We start from the raw sequence: 21,081 nt of genomic DNA, 5'->3' as shown, positions 1-21,081 counted from the left end.
GTAATATATTTAATTGAATGCAGAGACTTCAATTGGTAGCAACCAACCCTGTAAAGCAACTAAAAACTTGTACTCTTCAGTTGTTACACTGTACTCATCGAAGTTTTTCTTTTGGATAGTGAAAACTTTTTGTAGCCATTCTGTTTTAGCAGTTTTGCCACCAGATATTTTTATCTCTTCTGGTCTAGTGTATTTTTTTTCAAATGTGTCTCTCCAATTACTTTTATACAGCATAATATCACGATAATTGCCTAAAGTTAAGCAGTCTGTAGCTTGGATATCGGTTCTTTTCTCAGTGTAATTTTTATCAGAAGCATTTTTGATTGCAAGATCATACACTTTTTTAGGAACAACTTGTATAAACCAATTACTTCCATGTGATTTTTCTAGTAGTTTTGAGACGTCTGTTTTGATGACTTTTTCTAAGGATGTAATTATTTGTTCTGATTCAACGTTGAATTTTTTAAGATTATCTTCCCAGTATTCATCAAGTCCTTTAGGGTTAAATTCAGGGTGACGGCTGGCGATAACGCGTTGTAGTTTTCTCCAGTATTTTGTCCTACCATTTCCACCATATGACGTGCGTAACTCTACTTTGTCTTTATCTGAGAGGGTATTAAAATATTCGCATAGAGGTTTGAGATAAAATGTCACAGCTTCTATTAAATCTTCGTTTTTAATGTTGATAGGCTGCACATTTTGCTGGGTTCGAAGGTGTTCAATAATATCATCAAGTACTTTTATTACGGCATAAATTCCAACATTAATAGATAGGACACCATTGTCTGATTCTCCTTTATCCCATTCTTGATTAGAGTTAGCAGAAATATAGTTCATTGCTTGCATTAGAAATCCATACAGAAGAGGATAGGTGGAGTCATTGGTTCCTTTATCAAATGAACCATGACTTTCAATTTCATTTTTTTTATCAAATTTAGTCATAAAATTTCCAGAGTCAAGAGCAGTTTTTATTGTATCTATTGTAATACAACATGCGGATGTTTTGCTGTTCTCACCAATGATAACTCTATTATACAGTGGAGAGTTTCTATCTTCGCCTAATGATTGTGCAATTCTAAGGCTCAGCGCACGCCGTTGTTCTGAAAAGCTAGGTGAAGCCCATAGCAAGTCCGAATTTAGAGTATTACGCAAGTTTTTAGATACAGCTTTTTGATTTTCATTAATCTCCATGAATAACTTAACTTGTTGTTCTTGTTCTAAATTAAGAAATGCCACAACAGGGATTGAGTTTGTTTCTTTAAAGTGCGAATCTGAATAGCCGTATAGTCTATGCTGACCATCAATTATATAGACTGATTTATATTTCTGTGGTAGGTGGAGCATACCTAATTTACTAATGGAGTTCTTGGGTTGCTTAGGAGCTAGTTCGAATTTTAAATCATCTTTTCCGCTATCTATGTTTATAACTATGGAGTTTGGGAAAAAGCCTCCGTTATTTACAAATTCTTGTACTTGGTTGAGCCTTTGTTTTTTTATAATTCTTTGATAGGCGGGCATAGAACCTTTATTAGCACTATTTCTATGTAGCACATAACCTAATTTTAAAAGCTTCTCTGGCTCTATTGAGAATGAATAGTATGTGTGCCCTCCCATTGAGCCACGTATAGCAGGAATAACGTTTTCAATTTCATCAATTTTTTTATTCTCAAAAAGTGTTCCTAAAAGCTGATATCTAGAGGCGGCCCCTAAATGTTTCGCGAGTTCAGTGTAATATTCAAGCATGTTTTCATCAAAATGCTCAATATGAAAGGATTTTAAACGCTCTTTATCCTGCTCAGATAAGTTGTAATTTTTTGTTGCAAAAATAAATTTTATTTTTAATTTTTTATCAGGATAAGCTTTGTTTAGTTCGGAGCGAATCCCATTCATTTTACCGTTTATAGCTTCTATAGCTTCTTTAAAATTACTTTTTTTATTTTCTGTTTCTGTGGCTTTGCACTCAATAAAAATAGCGGTTTCATCATCTGCTGCAAAAACATCGATTTGTTGAGTCAATAAGTGATCAGGGCTGTAAGGCATTTTGAAATTTCTGTCTCTGTTCATTTGTTGGAAACCAAGACTACAGAATGTGAGCCAAACTTTATTTTCAAATTGTTCGTCAAAACTTTTTGTTTTTTTCATTTTAAGAGCGTGCCTAAGCTCTTTTTCTACAATCCAACCATCTAATTCATATTTTTCTCTTGACTCATAGGGAATATTTAGATAGGTCTCTGATTTGTTCTTTTCGCGTTTGATACTCATTAAATCTTTTCCAACAACTAAATTTTCTTTTATATCCATGATGAATCCTCCCATTAAAAGCATAAACGTATTATTAACTTCCAACTATGTAACTACCTAAATTTTAACATGAAGGATTTTAAATTACAATAAAACTTTACATATATTTGTAAAGTTAAAAATAAAGATATATAATGATAGACATGTAAGATGGATATTAGTAACTAAAAAAAGGGACTTTATAGGAGAGAATGTGCATGGAGAAAGTTATATCTTCACCGATTAGATGGACTGGTTCTAAGAAAAAATTGCTAAATGAGATGCTATATACTTTCGATAGGGAAAAAGAGATTTACATAGAGCCATTTTTAGGTTCAGGGACAGTTCTTATTAATGTTTTAGAAAAAGGCTACTATAGTAATTACTATGTTAACGATGTTAATCGAAGTTTAATTGATTTTTATCGAACTTTGAAGGAGAACCATGAAAGATTATCCAAAATGATTTCTAAGATATGCAAGGAGTATAACGAGCTAGATACAATAGACGAGAAAGCGACATATTTTTATGATATGAGAAAAAGATACAACGGTAATCGTATCAAAGCATATACTCGATCATCTATTTTTTGGTTCTTAATGAGGACTGGCTACAATGGTGTTTATAGGGTTAATTTGAACGGGAAATTTAATGTTCCTTTCGGAAAGAAAAAGACTATTATATTTGATCAGGAGAAGGCTGAATACATATCTGTTCTGATTCAACCGGTCCAATTCTATTGTCTGGGATATCAAGAGTTTATAAGTGAGCTCTCAGAAAAAATTGATCTATCTAAAGCTTTTTTTTATTGTGACCCACCTTATATTCCTGAAACCAAATCTATGGAAAATCAAGTTTTATATACTAAAAATAGGTTTGAACATTCTGATTTTATTCTGCATATGTTGGAATGGTGGGAAAGTTATTATGATTTAACATTTATGATTTCAATGTCGGATTCACATAAAACCGATGAGTTATATAATATCTGGGAGCTTAACAAAATATGTGTTTGTGACATAATCAGAAGTGTAAACCCGCGAAAAAAATTGGTGTCAAAAGAAGTAGCTTTTTTAAATTATATAATTAGTGAAGATGAAATGAAAATGGCGGATAATACAGAGCCAGCATTTGTATTATGATTGTCTACCATAAAGGGCTAGTGAGTTTTTTGCACTATGTCAAATGTATTGCAGTTAGATAGTTTTTTAAAATTAATTTAAACAATAAAAAGTGCTGAGAACTCCTCAAAACCGAGTTCTCAGCACTTTGTTCATATCTTCTTCGGCAATCTAAACACCAACACAAAACAAACCAGCAACAGCGCGATATTCACATACATACTCGTCTGAAGCCCATCTGAAAATGCCTGTGCTTGTGAAACCCCAGTAGCGTCTCCAAGCGTTCTGAAAAATACCGAACCAACAACTGCAATCCCAAAAGAGGAACCAACACGTTGCGCCGTATTAAACATCCCGCTTGCACCACCGCGCTCAGGCCCAACTACCGTCGAAAGCGTAAAACTGTTCAGTGGCGCAATAATCAAACCACTGCCAAGTCCTGCGATCAACAACGGCAACGCAATCCACCATGCCGAAAAAACACCATCATGCATCTGAAAAACCACAGAAACCGCAGATAATCCGATTATCACCAAAGCAACCCCAATATGCAGAAGCTTCCGTCCAATCTTCATAATAAACCGATTACTGTTCGCTGCTGCAACCACACTCCCAATCGCGAAAGGCGTAATAGCAAGCCCAGACGAAATCGCCGACTGACCAAAACCAGTTTGCCATGTAACCGATAAAATGAAGAAAATACTCGTAAATGCCGCAAAATAAACTAACGAAAGCAACATTCCTGATACAAATGGTTGATTTTTAAGCAAGTTAGGTGAAATTAAAGGCTGATTTCCGCGTTTTGCCTGCCGTACACTCCACCAATATAATAACAAGAAGAATGGTATCGAGGACGCCATCCACATGTAATCAACCGCCCGGAACCCATTAGAACCTCGTGAAATAACAGGATATAGCAGTAACATCAAAGCAAGCGTCAATCCCAGCACACCAGGAATATCGAATCGCACCTTCTCTTTCGGCGCTTGATGTTTCGGCAAGTAAAGCATCGCCAGAATCAGCGTCACCAAAACAATCGGTACATTGACGAAAAACACCGCGCGCCAACCGTTATCGGGGCCAAATAACTCGATCAACAATCCGCCTGCAAGTGGCCCAATAGCCGTTGCGACACCTATTACCGAGCCAAGTATCCCGAAGATTTTTCCGAGTTGTTTGCCGTGATACATATCCATAATAACGGCATTGATTTGTGGAAAGAATAATCCCGCCGCAAGCCCCTGTATTACCCGGGAAATAATCAAGCTTTCTTCAGTTTGCGCGAACCCAGCCGTGATACTCATAATTAAAAATAGCAAAATCCCAAAGATATAAATATTTTTCCGACCGAAGCGATCGCCTAGCCGTCCAGCTAAAATAAGGACGACCCCAAACGCCAATGCATATCCCGAAATAATCCACTCAATCGATTCACTCGTTGCATGAAGCGCGGTCGTGATGTCAGGTAGCGCAACATTGACAATCGTTGTATCGAGCAATGATATAAAAGCACCCAGCATGATAGAAACCAGTGCCAACGTTTTTCGTCTATCTGTTTTCTCCATTTTCGAACCCCCTCGTTTAATTAGTCTATTTCCCCCAAGCCAAATTCTAAACGCCTATTCGAAAGTATATGCTATAATCGATACAAAATCCAATCTGAGAGAGGAATTTCGACATGATAAAAAGTGAAAAAGAGATTGTAAGCGAATTTTTCAAGATTGTGCGGTCTGGGAAAGAAATTGAGCGTGCATCGGAGTTTATGGCAGAGACGGTCATTGCACACCAAGTTCAGGCTGAGAAGGAATATAGTGTAACGCGTTCACCGCAAGATTACTCGGATCATGTGCAGGAAATGTTGGATGAGTACGGTGATTTTTCGTTGGAGGTTCAAGAGTTGCTGGCTGATGGGGCGAAGGTGTATGCGAGGTGGCGGCAAATTGGAGAGAATCAGAAGGGTAAGCAGATTATTGAGATTGCCAGCGTGGTTTATTTAGTAGAAAATAGAAAGATTGTGGAGTATTGGATTCAGATTGATCGTAAGGGACTGGAATTGCAGGAGGGATAGAGAGATTCAATTTGAATGGAATATGTTTTAGTGTTGCAAAAAGAATGGTGAATTGGTATAATGAAATTGAAAAGAAAGCTATGGTGCGAACATAGCTCCCTAACAAGGTCATATTAGAAATGATTGGCCATTTTTTAAACTGATGAACTATTCAGCCTTTCACGCTAAAGAGTAGTTCATTTTTTTCGATCATTTTTCATGTAGGTTAACAAGGCTGTACACGAAGGACTAACAGCTCACTTTGTTCGCGCTTATATTGGAGCTGTAACTCATTTACAATTCGAACAGCCCCAACAAAAAATAGCATCAACTCTATTGCCGTACCAACGTCCACTTTATCACCTCCACTCATTTCGAATCGAATGAAGGTACAAACAATCATAGGCATCACCCCGCAATCGCACTAGGATTTAGCCAACTACTCATAACATTTACTTGTTAGACTCTATTCTACATTATATCCTACGCAAAAACAACTCGAAAAGAGTTGTTTTTGTGAAGGATAAACGCTATGTCTCGGATATGAGACATAGCGTTTATTACAATTTCAGAGATTACTCTCCCAAATCCACATTATGATATACCTTCTGCACGTCTTCTAAATCTTCCAACGCATCTAGCATCTTCTCGAATTTCACCAAATCTTCTTCTTCGAGCGTTACTTCATTTTGCGCGATCATTTCGATTTCAGCAACCGTAAATTCTTCAATTCCAGTGGCTTTCAGCGCTTCTTGCACGCTATGGAAATCTTCGGGTTCAGCGTAAACAATCGCTTGACCGTCTTCATCGACCACGTCACGGACATCGATATCGGCTTCCATCAATGACTCCAATAATTCATCTGCGTCTTTATCTGGAATTCCAAAAATCGCGGCATTATCAAACATATAAGCAACAGAACCACTCACGCCCATGTTTCCGCCATTTTTACTGTAAGCGGCACGGACATCAGATGCTGTGCGGTTTACGTTGTTTGTTAAGGCATCTACAATGACCATCGAACCGTTTGGACCAAAGCCTTCGTAACGTAGCTCGGAGTAGTTTTCATCGCCTGTTCCTTTTGCTTTTTCGATGGCGCGGTCGATGATGTGTTTAGGAACGTTGTATGTTTTGGCGCGTTCAATAACGAAGCGCAGTTTTTGATTGGAATGGGGATCTGGATCGCCTTGTTTTGCGGCTACATAGATTTCAACCCCGAATTTTGCGTAGATACGACTATTATTTGCGTCTTTTGATGCTTTCTTTTCTTTAATATTTGCCCATTTACGGCCCATATTACCACTCTCTTTCTGATTAGGAGTTTCGTTTACTCTGTTTCATTATAAATGTATTAGGAGGATTTGTTAAGTGTGACGCGAAATTAATCGGAAAAAATGATTTCTAAATAAAAGATGTTGTATTTTAAACTGGGTCTAAATACCCCTTTTTCAAGAACGTCAATAGCAATAAATTATACTTTTGAAATATTTTCGACATAGAAAGGCGTCTAATGTGGCGAAAATGTGTCTAAAAATAAAATCTAGTTATCTATGTGTAATTAATGTTACTATACTATCATTTTTCGATTTAGCTCTAGTTTTTAAAGAAGTTTACGTGTAGACTGAGGCTATTGTTAATAAGTAATATTTCCTTTTTGTTCATGTTATTGGTTTGACATGTCAATTTTCAGGATGAGTTACTTTGGAGAGTAGGAGGAGAATAATTGATGAAGAGGTTTTTTAGCCTTTTCGCTGCTCTTCTTTTGGTACTACAAATGATTTTACCGCAATTGGTTACTGCACAAACAACGGATGATACAAAAGAGGAAGATGTCGTTCAATTATTGGACGTGAGTGCGAAAAAGGGAACAGATGGTGTAGATGTTTATGGGCTTAGTGGCCGTGTGGTGAATCAAACAGAAAATGAGATGACGGGGACAATTACAGTTTCTGGGGATATGCAACTGAAAGCACTAGATGATACTTCTATTTTTGATGATAATCATGAGGTATGGACTAGTTATAGTGTAAAAAATAATACAATTAATTTTTTAATTCCGGCTAAAACGGATACTGTTTTTAATTTTCATGTAAATGGGGAATCTCAAGATGGTATTGTGACTTTTTCGGATGGGAAGCGAGTGATTTCTCCTAGGGTGGGAGAAGAACCCGGAGCGCATACAATTAAAGAGAGTGATGCACCGAAAGATGTGAAGGACATTTTGAGTTCGCTCGGTTATGGACCGAAAGAGCAGTCGATTCTGTCGGATATGGTTGTGACGTATACGGATAAGAACGGAAATGTTATGACGGAGCCAACTGTGAATGATACGATTCATTTTGCGTTTGATTGGAAACTACCTGATGAAGTCTCAGCTTTGGTGAATGCGGGGGATTATTATTCGTTTAAACTGCCTGATAACATTAAAATACAGAAAAATATGACACTGCCTTTGGATGAATATGCGTCGGCGATAGTGGGCAAGGATGGTACGGTGAAGATTGTGTTTACCGATGAAGTGAAGGGAAGTTCGGAGGTACATGGGACGCTTCATTTTACGGCTGGTTTTAACGAAAATCAAATTGATGGTTCGGGTAATTTGATTATTCAAGTTCCGGATGAGGAGAATTTGCCAAGTACGGAAGTGAACATCAAGCCGACGGAAGGCGCGATGATTGATAAGAATGGGCATTTTGATAAGAAGCAGAATCCGGATAATGTGATTTGGAATGTGGAGATCAATAAAGGGCTCGATAGGCTTGAAAATGCGAAGGTTACGGAGAATTTGCCGGCTGGTTTGACCTATGAATCGGTGCAGGTTTATGAAGTGGCGATTGATTTGCACGGGAAAGTGATTTCGGGTAGCGAAAAGCTTGTGACGACTGGATATACGGTGGATCAGGCTGGGAATGTACAGTTTACGAATCCAATTAATGGGGCGTATCGCTTGGTGTATCAAACGTCGATAAACGATGATGTAAAGCCATTTGAAGGCGGGGCGGTTAAATTTACGAATAACGCCGTGCTAACGAGTGATGAAAATTCGGAGGGCTTATCGACATCGGCGACGGTGGACGCAGAGTATGGCAAAATACTTACGAAGGATGCGACGAATTATGACCCAAAAAATCAAACATTTGAATGGACGGTCAAATATAATTACGGCGCAAAACATATTGATAAAGCGGATGCGGTTATTAAAGATACGTTCGGCTCGGACAGAATGGTGCTTGTGGACGGTTCTGCCAAACTTTACGCGATGACTTTTGATGCGAGTGGGACAGAAATTCAAGGCGCGCAGTTGGTAGAAGGTGTGGATTATGAGCTTGTTAAAACAGCGGCTGGCTTTGAGGTTCATTTCCTGCATGACGTGGATAGTGCTGTGAAAATACAATACAAAACTGGCGTTACGGGAACTGTCGATGGCAACTTGGATATTTCTAATCGTGTAAATATCGATTCGGGGCAGAGTAGCGGCTCATCAGGCACGGTGTATCAGCAGAATTTGAAGAAGCAACTTAGCGCTGTGAATTACGAAACGGGAATTGCGTCTTGGGTAATCGATGTGAATGAAAACAATTACATCATGAAAAACTGGAAATTGACGGATACGCTGAGCCCAGGATTGAAGATTGACGTGGCGACATTAAAAGTACGAGATGTGGACGGCAAACGTAATCTAGTCGAAGGCACGGATTATGAATTGGTGTACGATGAGGGGACGAATATATTCACGATTGAATTTTTAGGCAAGTATAAAACCGAAACGGAGAATCAGTTCCGAATTTCGTATGATACAGCGTTTGATATGAGCCAAGTTTGGTCGAGTAATCCGGATATGAATTTTAAAAATACAGCCAAGTCTACGTGGTTAGATCAATATGATAACTCGCATAGCAGCGGTGATGAGGTCATTTTCAATCCAAATAAGCCTTCGAAATATAATGGTTTTAAAGAAGGGACGTACAACGCCAAAACGAAAGTGATTACGTGGTCAATTGGCGTTAACTATGAAGGAACGAACTTGAGTAATGCTAAAATTGTCGATCCGATTCTTGGAAATCAGCGGTTTGTGAAGGACTCTGTAAAAATCTACAAATACTCGGTAAATCCGGACGGCTCGGTTGCAAAAGGCGAGGAAATCACTAATAAATCAGGATTTACGATCAGTGAACCGTCGGAAAGCAATAACGAGACGTTGACGGTTGATTTCCCTGATGGAAAAGTTGGGATGTATCTCGTTGAATTCGAGACGAGTGTGAAAGGTCAAATTGTTACAGAAAATTATAAAAACGATGCAGTTTTCACGAATGACACGTATCCAGATCATACGCTTAGCGCGGACGTGACCGTGAAATATGGTGGTAAGTTAGCGATGAAATCGGGGATGCAAGATGATGATGGTTTTGTAAATTGGTCGATTACTGTGAACCCGAGTCTTTCGCAAATGAGTGATGTTATTGTGACTGATCGCCCATCGACGAACCAGACGATTGATTTGGAATCGCTAGTCGTTCACTCAACATCGGTGAGTGCGGACGGGACGTTGACGACGAATACGAGTGTGGGGCTTGTTGAAGGCGTAGATTATACGGCTGAATTGACGACGGATAACGTGACTGGCCAGCAAGAGCTGAAAGTTAGTTTTGTGAAGGAGATAAATGAAGCGTATGTGATTAAGTACCGCACGATGGTTCTTATGACTGGCGCCGAGGATAAAGTTTCAAATAATGTTAAAATCACGGGGAATCACGATCAGGAAGTGACTGGCGGAGATAGCAGTACGATTGACGTTATCGTTTCTGATGGCGGCGGAACTGGCGTTGGAACGAAAGGCAGTATTTCCTTCCAAAAAGTGAATCCAAGCGGTGACATTCTTCACGACGCTCAGTTCCAGCTTTGGGATAAAAGCAAGCGGATGATTATGCGTGAAGGTAAAATTAACGAAGACGGCAAAATCACATTTGGAAATTTACCTTATGGCACGTATATTTTGAAAGAAGTGAAGGCACCGTCTGGGTACACAATTTCCGATGAGTTGCTAAATGGGAAGGCAATTACGATTTCCAAGTCGAGCAGTACAGCGAACGTCGTCGAAAAAATCGTAAACGCCCAAAATAAAGTAACGCTTATCAAACACGATGAGCAAGGCCAAGCGTTGGCAGGAGCCGTGTTTAAATTGCAGTGGCAGGTAGGTGAGGATTGGCTAGATATTCGCGCAGATGAAACGTTTCAAACGGATGCAGACGGCAGTTTAGTGATTGAAGGTCTTTTGCCAGCGAATTATCGACTGATCGAAACGCAGGCACCGCAAGGCTTTATTATGAACACAGAAGCTATTCCGTTCACGGTTACGAAAAATGACGCTGGTCAAATTCCAGATGTCACTGTGCCGACTTTTGTGAATTATCAAGGTAGTATTCAATTCATGAAAAAAGATGAGAGTGGTAAAGGGCTCGCTGGGGCTGAATTCGCATTGCAAAATGAGGCGGGGGAAACGATTGGAACACTCGCGACAAACGCGGATGGCATCGTAAACGCGGATGGACTTGCTCCAGGAGAGTACACAATCGTCGAAACGAAGGCACCAAATGGTTATATTATCAACACGAATCCGCTTCATTTTACAATTGCGGGTCAAGGTGAGGGTAAACCGAAAACGCAGATTTTAGATAATATTATTAACTATCAAGGTAGCGCTTCGCTTGTGAAAAAAGACGAAAATGGTGATTTACTAGCAGGAGCTATTTTCAAAGTTGTCGATCAAGATGGCGCGACTGTTCGTGAAAACTTAGAGACGAATGAGGAAGGGCGAATCAGCGTAACCGACCTAGCGCCGGGCACGTATAAATTTATCGAAGTTACCGCACCACAAGGCTATTTGGTAAACACGACGCCAGTGGAATTCACGATTGTGGATACATCGGACGGCAAACCACAAGAAATTCAAACAACATTTACCGATTATCAAGGTAGTTTTGAATTATTAAAAGAAAATAGCAGCAACGAACCTTTACAAGGAGCGGTTTTTGAGCTAAGGGACGCGGACGACAACGTTATTGAAACGATAACATCAACTGAAAATGGAATCGTGGCGGGATCGGGTATTGCGCCAGGGAAATACACATTAGTTGAGGTAAAAGCACCGGCGGGATACATTTTGAATAGCTATCCAATCGAGCTAGAAATCCCTGAAACAGCAGAGGGCGAGCCGATTTCTGTAGATCTAGGCGTATTCACCAACTTCAAAGGAAAAGTGGCATTAGTGAAACAAGGCGCAAATGAAGAAGCATTGGCTGGAGCGGTTTTCACCATTTACGATATCAAAGGAAAAGTAGTTGGCGAACCAGTTGCGGCATCTGACGGCCGAATTGAGTACGGAGATTTAGCGCCAGGATACTACAAAATTGTGGAGACAAAAGCACCAGATGGGTATATTATCAACACGAATCCAACTTATTTCACAATTTTGGACAAATATCCAGGGAATCCCGATTTGATAGATGTTGGTCGAATCGTGAATTATCAAGGTGAAGTGGAGCTAACGAAGACAAACGAGGAGCATCAAGCCCTTGCAGACGCACATTTCAATTTGTTAAACCAGAAAACAGGCGAAGTTTTGCAGACGGATATCGTAACTGATGCAGACGGGAAAATAAAATTGACTGACCTGCGTCCAGGCGATTACCGACTTATCGAGACAAAAGCGCCGCAAAACTACATTTTAAATACTGCACCGATTAATTTCACCGTGCATGCTGATTTATTAGGAAAACCAGAAGCGATTCAGTTAGCAGATTTCGTCAACTATCAAGGCGAGGTCACGTTAACAAAAATAGATAGCGGCATGAATCCATTGGCTGGAGCAGAGTTCAAACTAGTGAATGACAAAAATGAGGTCATCGCGGACAGTCTGGTCTCGGACGAAAACGGCGAAATAAGCGTCGATAAGTTGGCACCTGGAAGTTACTATTTCGTGGAAACCAAGGCACCAGTTGGCTATGAAAAAAGTGAAACCCTGATTTCATTCCAAATTGAGGCGAACGCAAAAGATAAACCTGCACCCGTCCAACTACAGTTTGAGAATCAGAAAACACCAACAAAATTACCACCAGTGGAGCCAGTTCCAGATAAAAATCCAGAGATAAACCCAGGTGAAACAGCAGACAGAATTTCAGTCTCAAGCATCAATGATAAAGAGGTAACGCAACTACCAGCGACAGGCGATAATAATACGGAGTCAATTATATTTGTCATGATGGGCGCATTCTTATTAGCTGGATGGTTAAGATTAAAAAAATAAAAGTAAGACCGCATAATTAGACAATATGCGGTCTTTTTACGCAGAATAGATGTATTAATCAATTATAAAATCAATTAATAATATGATTCCAAAGTGTATCGTGGTATAATCTAAATGAGGAGGGTGATTCAAATGATGTTTGTAGAACCGTCATTAAAACCAAGCCAGCTGGTTAGTACGAGTGAGGTCAACAAAGAATTTAGTAAGATTAAGAAACAAGCGCGAAACAATCCCATTTTTGTATCGAATAAGAATCAAATTGACACGGTGATTTTAAGTTATGATGATTATTTAGCGATGTATAACTTAGCATTGGAGGCACAAGAAATGGAATATTATAAACAGGCAGAAGTCGAGCTACAAGCAATCCGAAATGGGGCGAGTGAAACGGTGGCGCTAGATTTATCTGGAATAGAGGATGATGGAACGCCGGATGCGGAGCTTTTTGAATGAGTTACGACATTGAATTAACCAACTTGGCGGCGAAACAGCTGAAGAAAATGGATGGTTCGGTGAAACAAATGCTTTTAAAAGGTATTAAGCGATTGGCGGAACGTGGGGATACGATTGGAAAACCGCTGGGCGGAGAGCTTGCGGGATGTCGTGAGTTGAAGTTTCGCGCGGACGGTCTGCGTCTCATTTACACGATTGATCAGGGGCGGATTGTGATTACGATTCTAACGATGGCGAAGCGGGAAGATGATGTCGTTTTTCAGATGGCCTTGAATGAGTTAAAGAAAGAAATCGCCGCGGCATGGAGTTCCTCGCGATAATGTACTATAATAGAAGTATTAAATCGAATGGAGGAACTAAAATATGGCTGATTTGCCAAAATGCCCAGAATGTAATTCAGAATACACGTACGAAGATAGAGGTCTATTTATTTGTCCAGAATGTGGTCACGAATGGTCTCTTGACGCGGCCGAAGCAAGTGATGACGTGAAGGTTGTCCGCGATTCTAATGGTAATGTTTTAACAGATGGCGATTCTATCACGGTGATTAAGGACTTGAAAGTAAAAGGAAGTTCATCCGTGGTCAAAATCGGAACCAAAGTAAAAAACATTCGTTTAGTAGACGGCGATCACGATATCGACTGCAAAATTGATGGTTTTGGACCAATGAAACTGAAATCGGAGTTTGTTAAGAAACTTTGATTTATGAAGGGAATAGAAAATGAGATATATTAAATCACAGATGAAGCAGTTAGTGCGAGAAGATGTGCGCTTGCAACAGAAGCTGAAACAGTTGATGGAGGAACATGATTTGGAAAAGAGTTTTGCTTTGAAAGCCTTGTATCATGCGGAAGTTGCGGATAGCGGGAAGTACATGGAAGCTTACCGCGAACTCGACGATTTGAAATGATTTAGTTGGCCCGATTCTATCGGAGAATCGTGCTTGGGATCATGGAATTGAGATTTTATCGGCGACTTCCAAACAGTAAGTTGGCACTTCCAGATGAAAAAATAGCAATATTCGCCCAAATAGGAAGCAAACTATGGTAGAATGAATGTTAAGTAAATTACTAAAAAGGAGAGTTTTAAAAAATGGGATTTTCAGAAGCATTCAAGGCATTTTGGGGAAATTACGCTAATTTTAGTGGGAGAGCAAGCCGTTCAGAATATTGGTTTGCATGGTTAGCAGTTTGGTTGATGTTCTTTATTCTTGGTATTTTAAGTTTTGCAAGTGACTTTATTTATTATGTGGACGGTATTTTAGGTTTAATAGTTCTAATTCCGATGATTAGCCTAGGCGTGCGTCGCTTACACGATACAAATAAAAGTGGCTGGTTCATTCTAATGGCGCTTATCCCGCTTGTTGGTTGGATTATCATGCTTGTCTTCTACTGTACAGCAGGAGATAGAGGTTCTAACCGTTTTGGTGAAGACCCACTAGCTAAATAATACAAAAAAAGTTTGAAATTCTGCGTCAAAACAGAATCTCAAACTTTTTTTATTTCACCGAAGTCGCAATCAGTTTTTCATAATTCTCAATTTTATACTGCAATTCACTTTCCACACTCGTCAAATTTTGCAACTGCTCTTGAATAAAAGCTTGGTGGTTTTGCAGAAGCTCGATTCGCTGGGGCGCCGTGTGTTCACCTGCTATAAATAATTCCGTATATTCTCGAATCTGAGCCACGGGCATTTGCGTAGCCTTTAGTCGAATCACGAATCGGAGCCAAGCGATATGCTGCTCGTCAAATTCCCGCTCGTCATTCGCATTTCTATGAGGCGTGATAATTTTCTCTTTTTCATAATATCGCAATGTATACGTACTCAACCCGACCATTTTTGCAGTTTCTCCAATAGAATACATCGAATCCCTCCTAAATGCTTGACTTAGAGTTTACTATAAGGTCTATACTTGCGACTATACCATAAATATCCGGCGAAAGCCAATGGAGGAATGAAGATGAAATATACAGTCATTACGGGAGCAAGTTCAGGAATTGGTTACGAAACGGCGCTAGCATTTGCTGCGAGAGGAAAAAATTTGGTCGTTGTGGCTCGTCGTGAAACGGAACTGGCGCAACTAAAAGCAGAAATTGCAAAAATCCGAGCAGATGTGGATGTACAGATTAAAATAGCGGACTTGACAGTTGCAGAAAATGTTTACAGGTTATACGAGAGTTTAAAAGATTTAGAGCTAGAAACGTGGATAAATAATGCTGGATTCGGTAATTTTGACTCAGTAGGAGAACAGAAATTATCTAAAATCGAGTCGATGCTACATTTAAATATCGAAGCGCTAACGATTCTTTCTTCGCTGTTCGTCCGAGATTATGCCGATGTTGAGGGCACGCAGTTAATCAATATATCATCAGGTGGCGGATACACAATCGTCCCGAATGCCGTGACGTACTGCGCAACCAAATTCTACGTCAGCGCGTTTACAGAAGGCCTATCACACGAACTAAAAGCCAACAATGCAAAAATGCAAGCTAAAGTTCTAGCGCCAGCTGCGACGGAAACGGAATTCGCCAAACGCGCGCGTGACGAAGAAGCATTCGAGTATAAAGGCGCTGTAGCCAAATACCATACAGGCAAAGAAATGGCAGGCTTTTTACTCGACCTCTACGATAGCGAAAAAGTGCTTGGCATTGTGGAAACAGATAATTACGCATTCCAGTTAAAAGATCCGCAATTCAATTATGCAACAAGAGCACAAACATCTAAATAATTTTAAGAGCAGGTCGTGTTGAGCGATCTGTTTTTTAACCACATCTTTACATACGTGTTAATACGTGTTATCATGTTGATACAGAGAAAAGGAGGTATGAGTATGCCGATAACTCCTAAGAAAATGGCAAGGATATTGAAAAAGAATGGCTTCAAACACATCAGGACGCAAGGCTCACACATGTTTTTCAAAAATCCCGTATCAGGCAGGGCGACGACAGTACCATACCACAGCAAGACACTAGGAAAAGGGTTAGAACAGGCAATTTTGAAACAAGCAGGATTAAAGTAGTAGATATCCAACAATGAGAGGAGGAGTGTATGATGGAATTTCCGAAAAAAGTATATTATCCAGCGATTTATCATCCAGAAGAAGATGGCGGTTACTGGGTCTCGTTTCCTGATATTCCAGAAGTACTATCTGGGGGCGAGGATATTGCTACAGCAACGGAAATGGCGGAGGACGCATTAGGTATTTATTTGTACGATCTGGAGGAGAATGGGGAGTCTCTTCCAACTGTGTCGAATCCAGGATATGTTTCTGTAGAGGAAGAAGGCGCATTTATCGCGTTAATTGACTTCGACTACTTGGCTTACAAAATAAAGAATGGCAACCAAGCGGTAAAAAAGACACTGACAATCCCATCTTGGCTCAACAGCTTAGCAGAAAAAGAAAATATCAATTTCTCACAAACACTACAAGAAAGTTTGAAAGAGAAATTAAACGTATAGAAAAAAACGCTAGTTCACGAATAGTGCTGAACTAGCGTTTCGTTTTATTCAAATTTACATTTTGTGAGGCCGCGTGACTGCGCCTCGGCTAAAGTAACTTGTGTTTCACCATTAGAATTATTGAGGCCACGACAGTTTTGATCGAAGTGATAGCGTTTACCTGTTGCTGTGATATAAACCATTTCGCCTTGATTATCTGCTGGCTGTTGTTCCTCCGCTTGTCTACGCTCTTCTGCTTGTCGTTGATCTGCGGCAGCCCGTTCTTTTTGTTCGGCTGCGATACGAGCTTTCTCAGCTGCGGCTTCCTGGTCAGCCACACGTTTTTCTTCTGCTTTCTTATTTTCTTCCGCAATTCGAGCAGCTTCTACACGCTGAGCTTCCGCGATACGTGCTTGTTCTTTTTGTTCCGCTTCCACACGTTTTGCCTCAGCAATTTGTTTTTCTTGCTCGATTTTAACGAGTTTTGCTTTATACGTCGGATTGACCTGATATGTAATATCTTTGGACTTGTTTTGGCCCTTCCAGTTGGTAGTAATTACTGCGGTACCATCATTAGGCACTGCTGTAATCTCAAATGAGAAGTTCCCATCAGAATCCGAAGTTGCTGTTTGATCTGGCTGACCGCTTGCCACGAGAGTTAATTCCGCGTCAGGCGCTGTTTCCCCTGTGATGGTGACGGTTCCATTTTCATCTGATTTAAAAGCGCTTTCGGATTTCAGGGCCAGTTGCTTCGTTTTTTCTTGCTGCGCCGTAGTCGGTTCATCTTTCTTCGTTAATTCGTCACTTGCAGCACCACACCCTGCTAAAATAATCCCAACCATACCAATAGCTAAAAATAGTGACATCCCTTTTTTGAAGCTTTTCTTTTTAGCAAAAATCGCTAATACACCAATAAAAACACAAATTAAAGCTAATTCTATCATTTTTATCTTCCTCCCTATATATGTAAGTATACATCGTCACAAAATAAAAGCAATATCTGGAGGTGAGATTAATGCTCTTATTACAAATTTAATTCGCGGAAACTATCCTTTTTTTGATCAATATGCATAAAAACGTAACTTTATGGTAGAGGGGCTTCCTAGAGTATGGTATAATGTCCTACAGTATCAATCCTGAAATAATATACTATATTAGAAATCGAAATAGCGTATTGATACATAATACACTGACTGTTATTTTGCCTATTATCATGCTTATATTACTGGTACATAGACGTTTGCTTAACGATACACTAAAGTTGGCATGAAAATTGCTTTATATTAAACCGGTAATAGATAATGAAAACTAACAGGATTGAAAGAAGCAAATATTGGGTATTTATTGATATCCAAGGCAGGCGCGGTAGATAATACTAAACCTGTAGCTTCTCAAAATTTTTAATAGCCAGGGGATTGGGCTTATAAACGTGCGCAGGGTTTGATGGAGGCTCTGACGACTTGAAAGGGGGAGAGGGATTTCGGGCTTAGGGAAGAGACATAATAAACAAACTAGCTAGAGCTTACGTTAGACGTCTCTAAATGTTAAGAAAGCAAAGTTATACTTAGGAGGGAAAAAGATGGTAGGAATTATCCTCGCAACTCACGGCGAATTTGCTGAAGGTATCTTGCAGTCCGGAACGATGATTTTCGGAGAACAAGAAAACGTTAAAGCAATCACATTGATGCCAAGCGAAGGTCCAGAAGATATCAAAGCCAAGATGGAAGCTGCAATCGCATCATTTGATAGCCAAGATGAAGTACTATTCTTAGTTGATCTTTGGGGAGGCACCCCGTTCAACCAAGCAAACGGTTTGTATGAAGAACATAAAGATAAATGGGCAATTGTAGCTGGACTTAACTTACCAATGTTAATTGAAGCTTTTGCCTCACGCTTCTCGATGAATTCTGCGCAAGAAATCGCTACAAGTATCTTGGCACCAGGTCAAGAAGGCGTGCGTATCAAGCCAGAAGAATTACAACCGAAACCGCAAGAAGCAGCAGTTGCTGAACAACCGAAAGCGGATCTTGCTCCAGGAACAGTTGTTGGTGATGGCAAAATTAAATTTGTCTTAGCACGCGTTGACTCCAGATTGTTACACGGTCAAGTAGCTACGGCATGGACAAAATCAACAAACCCAAGTCGTATAATCGTTGTATCTGACGCGGTTTCCAAAGATGACTTACGTAAAAAATTGATCGAACAAGCAGCACCACCGGGCGTTAAAGCCAATGTTATCCCAGTGGATAAAATGATTGAGATTGCAAAAGATACTCGTTTTGGGAATACAAAAGCACTTCTTTTATTCGAGAATCCGCAAGACGTTCTCCGCGTTGTAGAAGGCGGCGTAGAAATCGAACAAGTAAATGTCGGTTCTATGGCTCACTCTGTAGGGAAAGTCGTTGTAAGTAAAGTACTTGCAATGGGACAAGAAGATGTAGAAGCTTTCGATAAACTAAAAGAAAAAGGCATTAAGTTTGATGTTCGTAAAGTTCCTAACGATTCGAGCGCAAACATGGACGACATTATCAAAAAAGCAAAAGCGGAGTTAAAAGCTCAGTAACAAATTCAAAATAGGAGGTATAGTTATGTCTGTAATAGCAATAATTTTAGTAGTTTTCATTGCCTTCCTAGCTGGTATAGAAGGAATTTTGGATGAATTTCAATTCCATCAGCCACTAGTAGCGTGTACATTAATCGGTTTAGTAACAGGTAACTTAACGGCATGTATTATCCTTGGTGGGACACTTCAAATGATCGCACTTGGTTGGGCAAACATTGGAGCGGCCGTAGCACCAGATGCAGCTTTAGCATCTGTAGCATCAGCAATTATTTTAGTATTAGGTGGACAAGGTGTCGCAGGTATTCCTTCAGCGATTGCGATTGCGATTCCACTTGCAGTAGCAGGTCTTTTCTTAACTATGATCGTTCGTACATTGGCAGTTCCTATCGTGCATTTAATGGATAGAGCCGCGGAAAAAGGAAGTTTCAGAGAGGTTGAATGGTTGCATATCGGTGCAATCTGTATGCAAGGACTTCGTATCGCGATTCCAGCAGCAGCACTTTTATTCATTCCAGCAGACAGCGTTCAAAATTTCCTAGAAGCAATGCCATCTTGGTTGACTGAAGGTATGGCAATTGGTGGGGGAATGGTAGTAGCGGTAGGTTATGCGCTTGTTATTAACATGATGGCAACAAAAGAAGTATGGCCATTTTTCATCATCGGTTTCGTAGTAGCAGCACTTTCTCAATTAACGCTTATTGCGATTGGTGCTCTAGGTGTAGCATTAGCTCTTATTTACCTTAACCTTTCTAAAATGGGTGGCGGTAATTCAAACGGTGGCGGAGGCGGTAATTCCAAAGATCCGCTTGGCGACATCCTAAACGACTATTAAAACCTAAAAAAGGAGGATACATGAAATGGCTGAAAAAATCGAGTTAACAAAAAAAGATCGCCTAAGTGTAGCATGGCGCTCCACGTTCATTCAAGGTTCATGGAACTATGAACGTATGCAAAATGGTGGCTGGGCATTCTCAATGATTCCTGCAATCAAAAAATTATATAAAACAAAAGAAGATCGTTCAGCGGCGATGAAACGTCACTTAGAGTTCTTTAATACACATCCATATGTTGCATCACCAATCCTTGGAGTAACGCTTGCACTGGAAGAAGAACGTGCAAATGGAGCGCCAGTTGATGACGTAGCAATTCAAGGGGTTAAAGTTGGGATGATGGGGCCACTAGCTGGTATCGGGGATCCGGTATTCTGGTTCACAATTCGTCCAATGTTAGGTGCACTTGGGGCTTCACTTGCAATTAGTGGGAATATCCTTGGACCTATTATTTTCTTCGTAGCATGGAACGTTATTCGTTGGAGCTTCATGTGGTATACACAAGAATTTGGTTACAAAGCTGGTTCTAAAGTTACAGACGATCTTTCAGGTGGTCTATTACAAGATATTACAAAAGGTGCGTCTATCCTCGGGATGTTCGTGCTCGCGGCCCTGGTTCAGAGGTGGGTATCTATCGTATTTAAACCCGTCATTTCTGAGGTTAAATTAGATAACGGTGCGTTTATTGATTGGGATAAACTTTCAAGTGGCGCCGCTGGTATCAAGGAAGCCTTAGAGCAACAACAAGCAGGTTTAGCACTTTCAGAAATTAAAGTAACGACTTTACAAAATAACTTGGATAGCTTAATTCCAGGTCTGGCAGCATTACTATTAACATTCCTATGTATGTGGCTGCTTAGAAAGAAAGTCAGTCCAATCATCATCATTTTAGGGCTATTCGTAGTTGGTGTTGTTGGTCACGTAATCGGACTTCTATAAAATTCAAGTCGATAAAAAGAGGTTTGGCAATGTCGCTAGCCTCTTTTTATTGATTATATAGCAAGAAAAAACGTATAATGAGGAAAACAAGCGAAAAGAAATGGAGC

At 40.0% G+C, this 21,081-nt stretch carries 20 protein-coding genes; 14 read left to right on the top strand and 6 right to left on the bottom strand.

Annotated elements, in window-relative coordinates:
• Positions 1-9 precede the first annotated feature (9 nt).
• Positions 10-2,301 carry a DGQHR domain-containing protein gene (locus HCJ66_RS09000; RefSeq protein ID WP_222717459.1) on the bottom strand — a complete coding sequence of 764 codons (2,292 nt, stop codon included), beginning with the start codon at positions 2,299-2,301 and terminating at the stop codon, positions 10-12.
• A 197-nt stretch (positions 2,302-2,498) separates the two neighbouring features.
• Here HCJ66_RS09000 and HCJ66_RS08995 point away from each other — a divergent pair, with 197 nt between their 5' ends.
• Positions 2,499-3,422: a DNA adenine methylase gene (locus HCJ66_RS08995; RefSeq protein WP_222717458.1), complete on the top strand. Its 924-nt coding sequence runs from the start codon at positions 2,499-2,501 to the stop codon at positions 3,420-3,422.
• A 131-nt stretch (positions 3,423-3,553) separates the two neighbouring features.
• Here the strand turns inward: HCJ66_RS08995 and HCJ66_RS08990 are convergent, their stop codons facing one another.
• Complete coding sequence (locus tag HCJ66_RS08990; RefSeq protein WP_187132832.1) at positions 3,554-4,966, bottom strand: MFS transporter; 1,413 nt, start codon at positions 4,964-4,966, stop codon at positions 3,554-3,556.
• Between the two features lie 113 nt (positions 4,967-5,079).
• Here HCJ66_RS08990 and HCJ66_RS08985 point away from each other — a divergent pair, with 113 nt between their 5' ends.
• On the top strand, positions 5,080-5,469 hold the full coding sequence (locus tag HCJ66_RS08985; protein ID WP_187132831.1) for an ester cyclase: 390 nt from the start codon (positions 5,080-5,082) through the stop codon (positions 5,467-5,469).
• A gap of 205 nt (positions 5,470-5,674) precedes the next feature.
• Here the strand turns inward: HCJ66_RS08985 and HCJ66_RS16340 are convergent, their stop codons facing one another.
• Positions 5,675-5,803, bottom strand: coding sequence for a hypothetical protein (locus HCJ66_RS16340; RefSeq protein ID WP_267879732.1), 129 nt, complete (start codon positions 5,801-5,803; stop codon positions 5,675-5,677).
• 220 nt (positions 5,804-6,023) lie between these two features.
• Positions 6,024-6,743 (bottom strand): YebC/PmpR family DNA-binding transcriptional regulator, encoded by a 720-nt coding sequence (locus HCJ66_RS08980; protein WP_187132830.1) that lies wholly within the window; start codon positions 6,741-6,743, stop codon positions 6,024-6,026.
• 431 nt (positions 6,744-7,174) lie between these two features.
• Here HCJ66_RS08980 and HCJ66_RS08975 point away from each other — a divergent pair, with 431 nt between their 5' ends.
• The 6 genes from HCJ66_RS08975 (at position 7,175) to HCJ66_RS08950 (ending at position 14,653) form a co-directional block, all read left to right on the top strand.
• Entirely contained in the window at positions 7,175-12,751 is a 5,577-nt protein-coding gene (locus HCJ66_RS08975) for a SpaA isopeptide-forming pilin-related protein (protein ID WP_187132829.1), read from the top strand.
• 132 nt (positions 12,752-12,883) lie between these two features.
• Positions 12,884-13,204, top strand: a complete 321-nt coding sequence (locus HCJ66_RS08970; protein ID WP_187132828.1) for a hypothetical protein — start codon at positions 12,884-12,886, stop codon at positions 13,202-13,204.
• Positions 13,201-13,524, top strand: a complete 324-nt coding sequence (locus HCJ66_RS08965; RefSeq protein ID WP_187132827.1) for a type II toxin-antitoxin system RelE family toxin — start codon at positions 13,201-13,203, stop codon at positions 13,522-13,524. The genes HCJ66_RS08970 and HCJ66_RS08965 overlap by 4 nt, the downstream gene beginning before the upstream one ends.
• Before the next feature lie 43 nt (positions 13,525-13,567).
• Positions 13,568-13,906, top strand: a complete 339-nt coding sequence (locus HCJ66_RS08960; RefSeq protein ID WP_036059091.1) for a zinc ribbon domain-containing protein YjdM — start codon at positions 13,568-13,570, stop codon at positions 13,904-13,906.
• A gap of 19 nt (positions 13,907-13,925) precedes the next feature.
• Complete coding sequence (locus HCJ66_RS08955; protein WP_036078023.1) at positions 13,926-14,114, top strand: hypothetical protein; 189 nt, start codon at positions 13,926-13,928, stop codon at positions 14,112-14,114.
• 182 nt (positions 14,115-14,296) lie between these two features.
• Positions 14,297-14,653 carry a DUF805 domain-containing protein gene (locus tag HCJ66_RS08950; RefSeq protein WP_187132826.1) on the top strand — a complete coding sequence of 119 codons (357 nt, stop codon included), beginning with the start codon at positions 14,297-14,299 and terminating at the stop codon, positions 14,651-14,653.
• 49 nt (positions 14,654-14,702) lie between these two features.
• Here the strand turns inward: HCJ66_RS08950 and HCJ66_RS08945 are convergent, their stop codons facing one another.
• Positions 14,703-15,068 carry a MerR family transcriptional regulator gene (locus HCJ66_RS08945; protein WP_187132825.1) on the bottom strand — a complete coding sequence of 122 codons (366 nt, stop codon included), beginning with the start codon at positions 15,066-15,068 and terminating at the stop codon, positions 14,703-14,705.
• A 96-nt stretch (positions 15,069-15,164) separates the two neighbouring features.
• On the opposite strand from HCJ66_RS08945, the gene HCJ66_RS08940 reads away from it, so the two are divergent.
• The 3 genes from HCJ66_RS08940 (at position 15,165) to HCJ66_RS08930 (ending at position 16,663) form a co-directional block, all read left to right on the top strand.
• Entirely contained in the window at positions 15,165-15,932 is a 768-nt protein-coding gene (locus HCJ66_RS08940) for an SDR family NAD(P)-dependent oxidoreductase (RefSeq protein WP_187132824.1), read from the top strand.
• 102 nt (positions 15,933-16,034) lie between these two features.
• Complete coding sequence (locus tag HCJ66_RS08935) at positions 16,035-16,223, top strand: type II toxin-antitoxin system HicA family toxin (protein WP_187132823.1); 189 nt, start codon at positions 16,035-16,037, stop codon at positions 16,221-16,223.
• Between the two features lie 32 nt (positions 16,224-16,255).
• Entirely contained in the window at positions 16,256-16,663 is a 408-nt protein-coding gene (locus HCJ66_RS08930) for a type II toxin-antitoxin system HicB family antitoxin (RefSeq protein WP_187132881.1), read from the top strand.
• 44 nt (positions 16,664-16,707) lie between these two features.
• Here HCJ66_RS08930 and HCJ66_RS08925 read toward each other — a convergent pair whose 3' ends face one another.
• Complete coding sequence (locus HCJ66_RS08925) at positions 16,708-17,586, bottom strand: carboxypeptidase-like regulatory domain-containing protein (protein ID WP_187132822.1); 879 nt, start codon at positions 17,584-17,586, stop codon at positions 16,708-16,710.
• 635 nt (positions 17,587-18,221) lie between these two features.
• Here HCJ66_RS08925 and HCJ66_RS08920 point away from each other — a divergent pair.
• The 3 genes from HCJ66_RS08920 to HCJ66_RS08910 are packed head-to-tail and all read left to right on the top strand — an operon-like array spanning position 18,222 to position 20,974.
• Positions 18,222-19,205 (top strand): mannose/fructose/sorbose PTS transporter subunit IIA, encoded by a 984-nt coding sequence (locus tag HCJ66_RS08920; RefSeq protein ID WP_187132821.1) that lies wholly within the window; start codon positions 18,222-18,224, stop codon positions 19,203-19,205.
• Positions 19,206-19,230: 25 nt separating this feature from the next.
• Positions 19,231-20,037 carry a PTS mannose/fructose/sorbose transporter subunit IIC gene (locus HCJ66_RS08915; RefSeq protein ID WP_187132820.1) on the top strand — a complete coding sequence of 269 codons (807 nt, stop codon included), beginning with the start codon at positions 19,231-19,233 and terminating at the stop codon, positions 20,035-20,037.
• Positions 20,038-20,062: 25 nt separating this feature from the next.
• A complete protein-coding gene (locus HCJ66_RS08910) occupies positions 20,063-20,974 on the top strand; it encodes a PTS system mannose/fructose/sorbose family transporter subunit IID (RefSeq protein ID WP_187132819.1) in 912 nt (303 codons plus the stop codon).
• Positions 20,975-21,081 lie beyond the last annotated feature (107 nt).

The sequence above is a fragment of the Paenilisteria portnoyi genome (assembly GCF_014322795.1).
GTDB lineage: Bacteria > Bacillota > Bacilli > Lactobacillales > Listeriaceae > Listeria_A > Listeria_A portnoyi.
The sequence above is the reverse complement of the archived record's forward strand: the minus strand, read 5'-3'. Positions and strand labels throughout refer to the sequence as shown.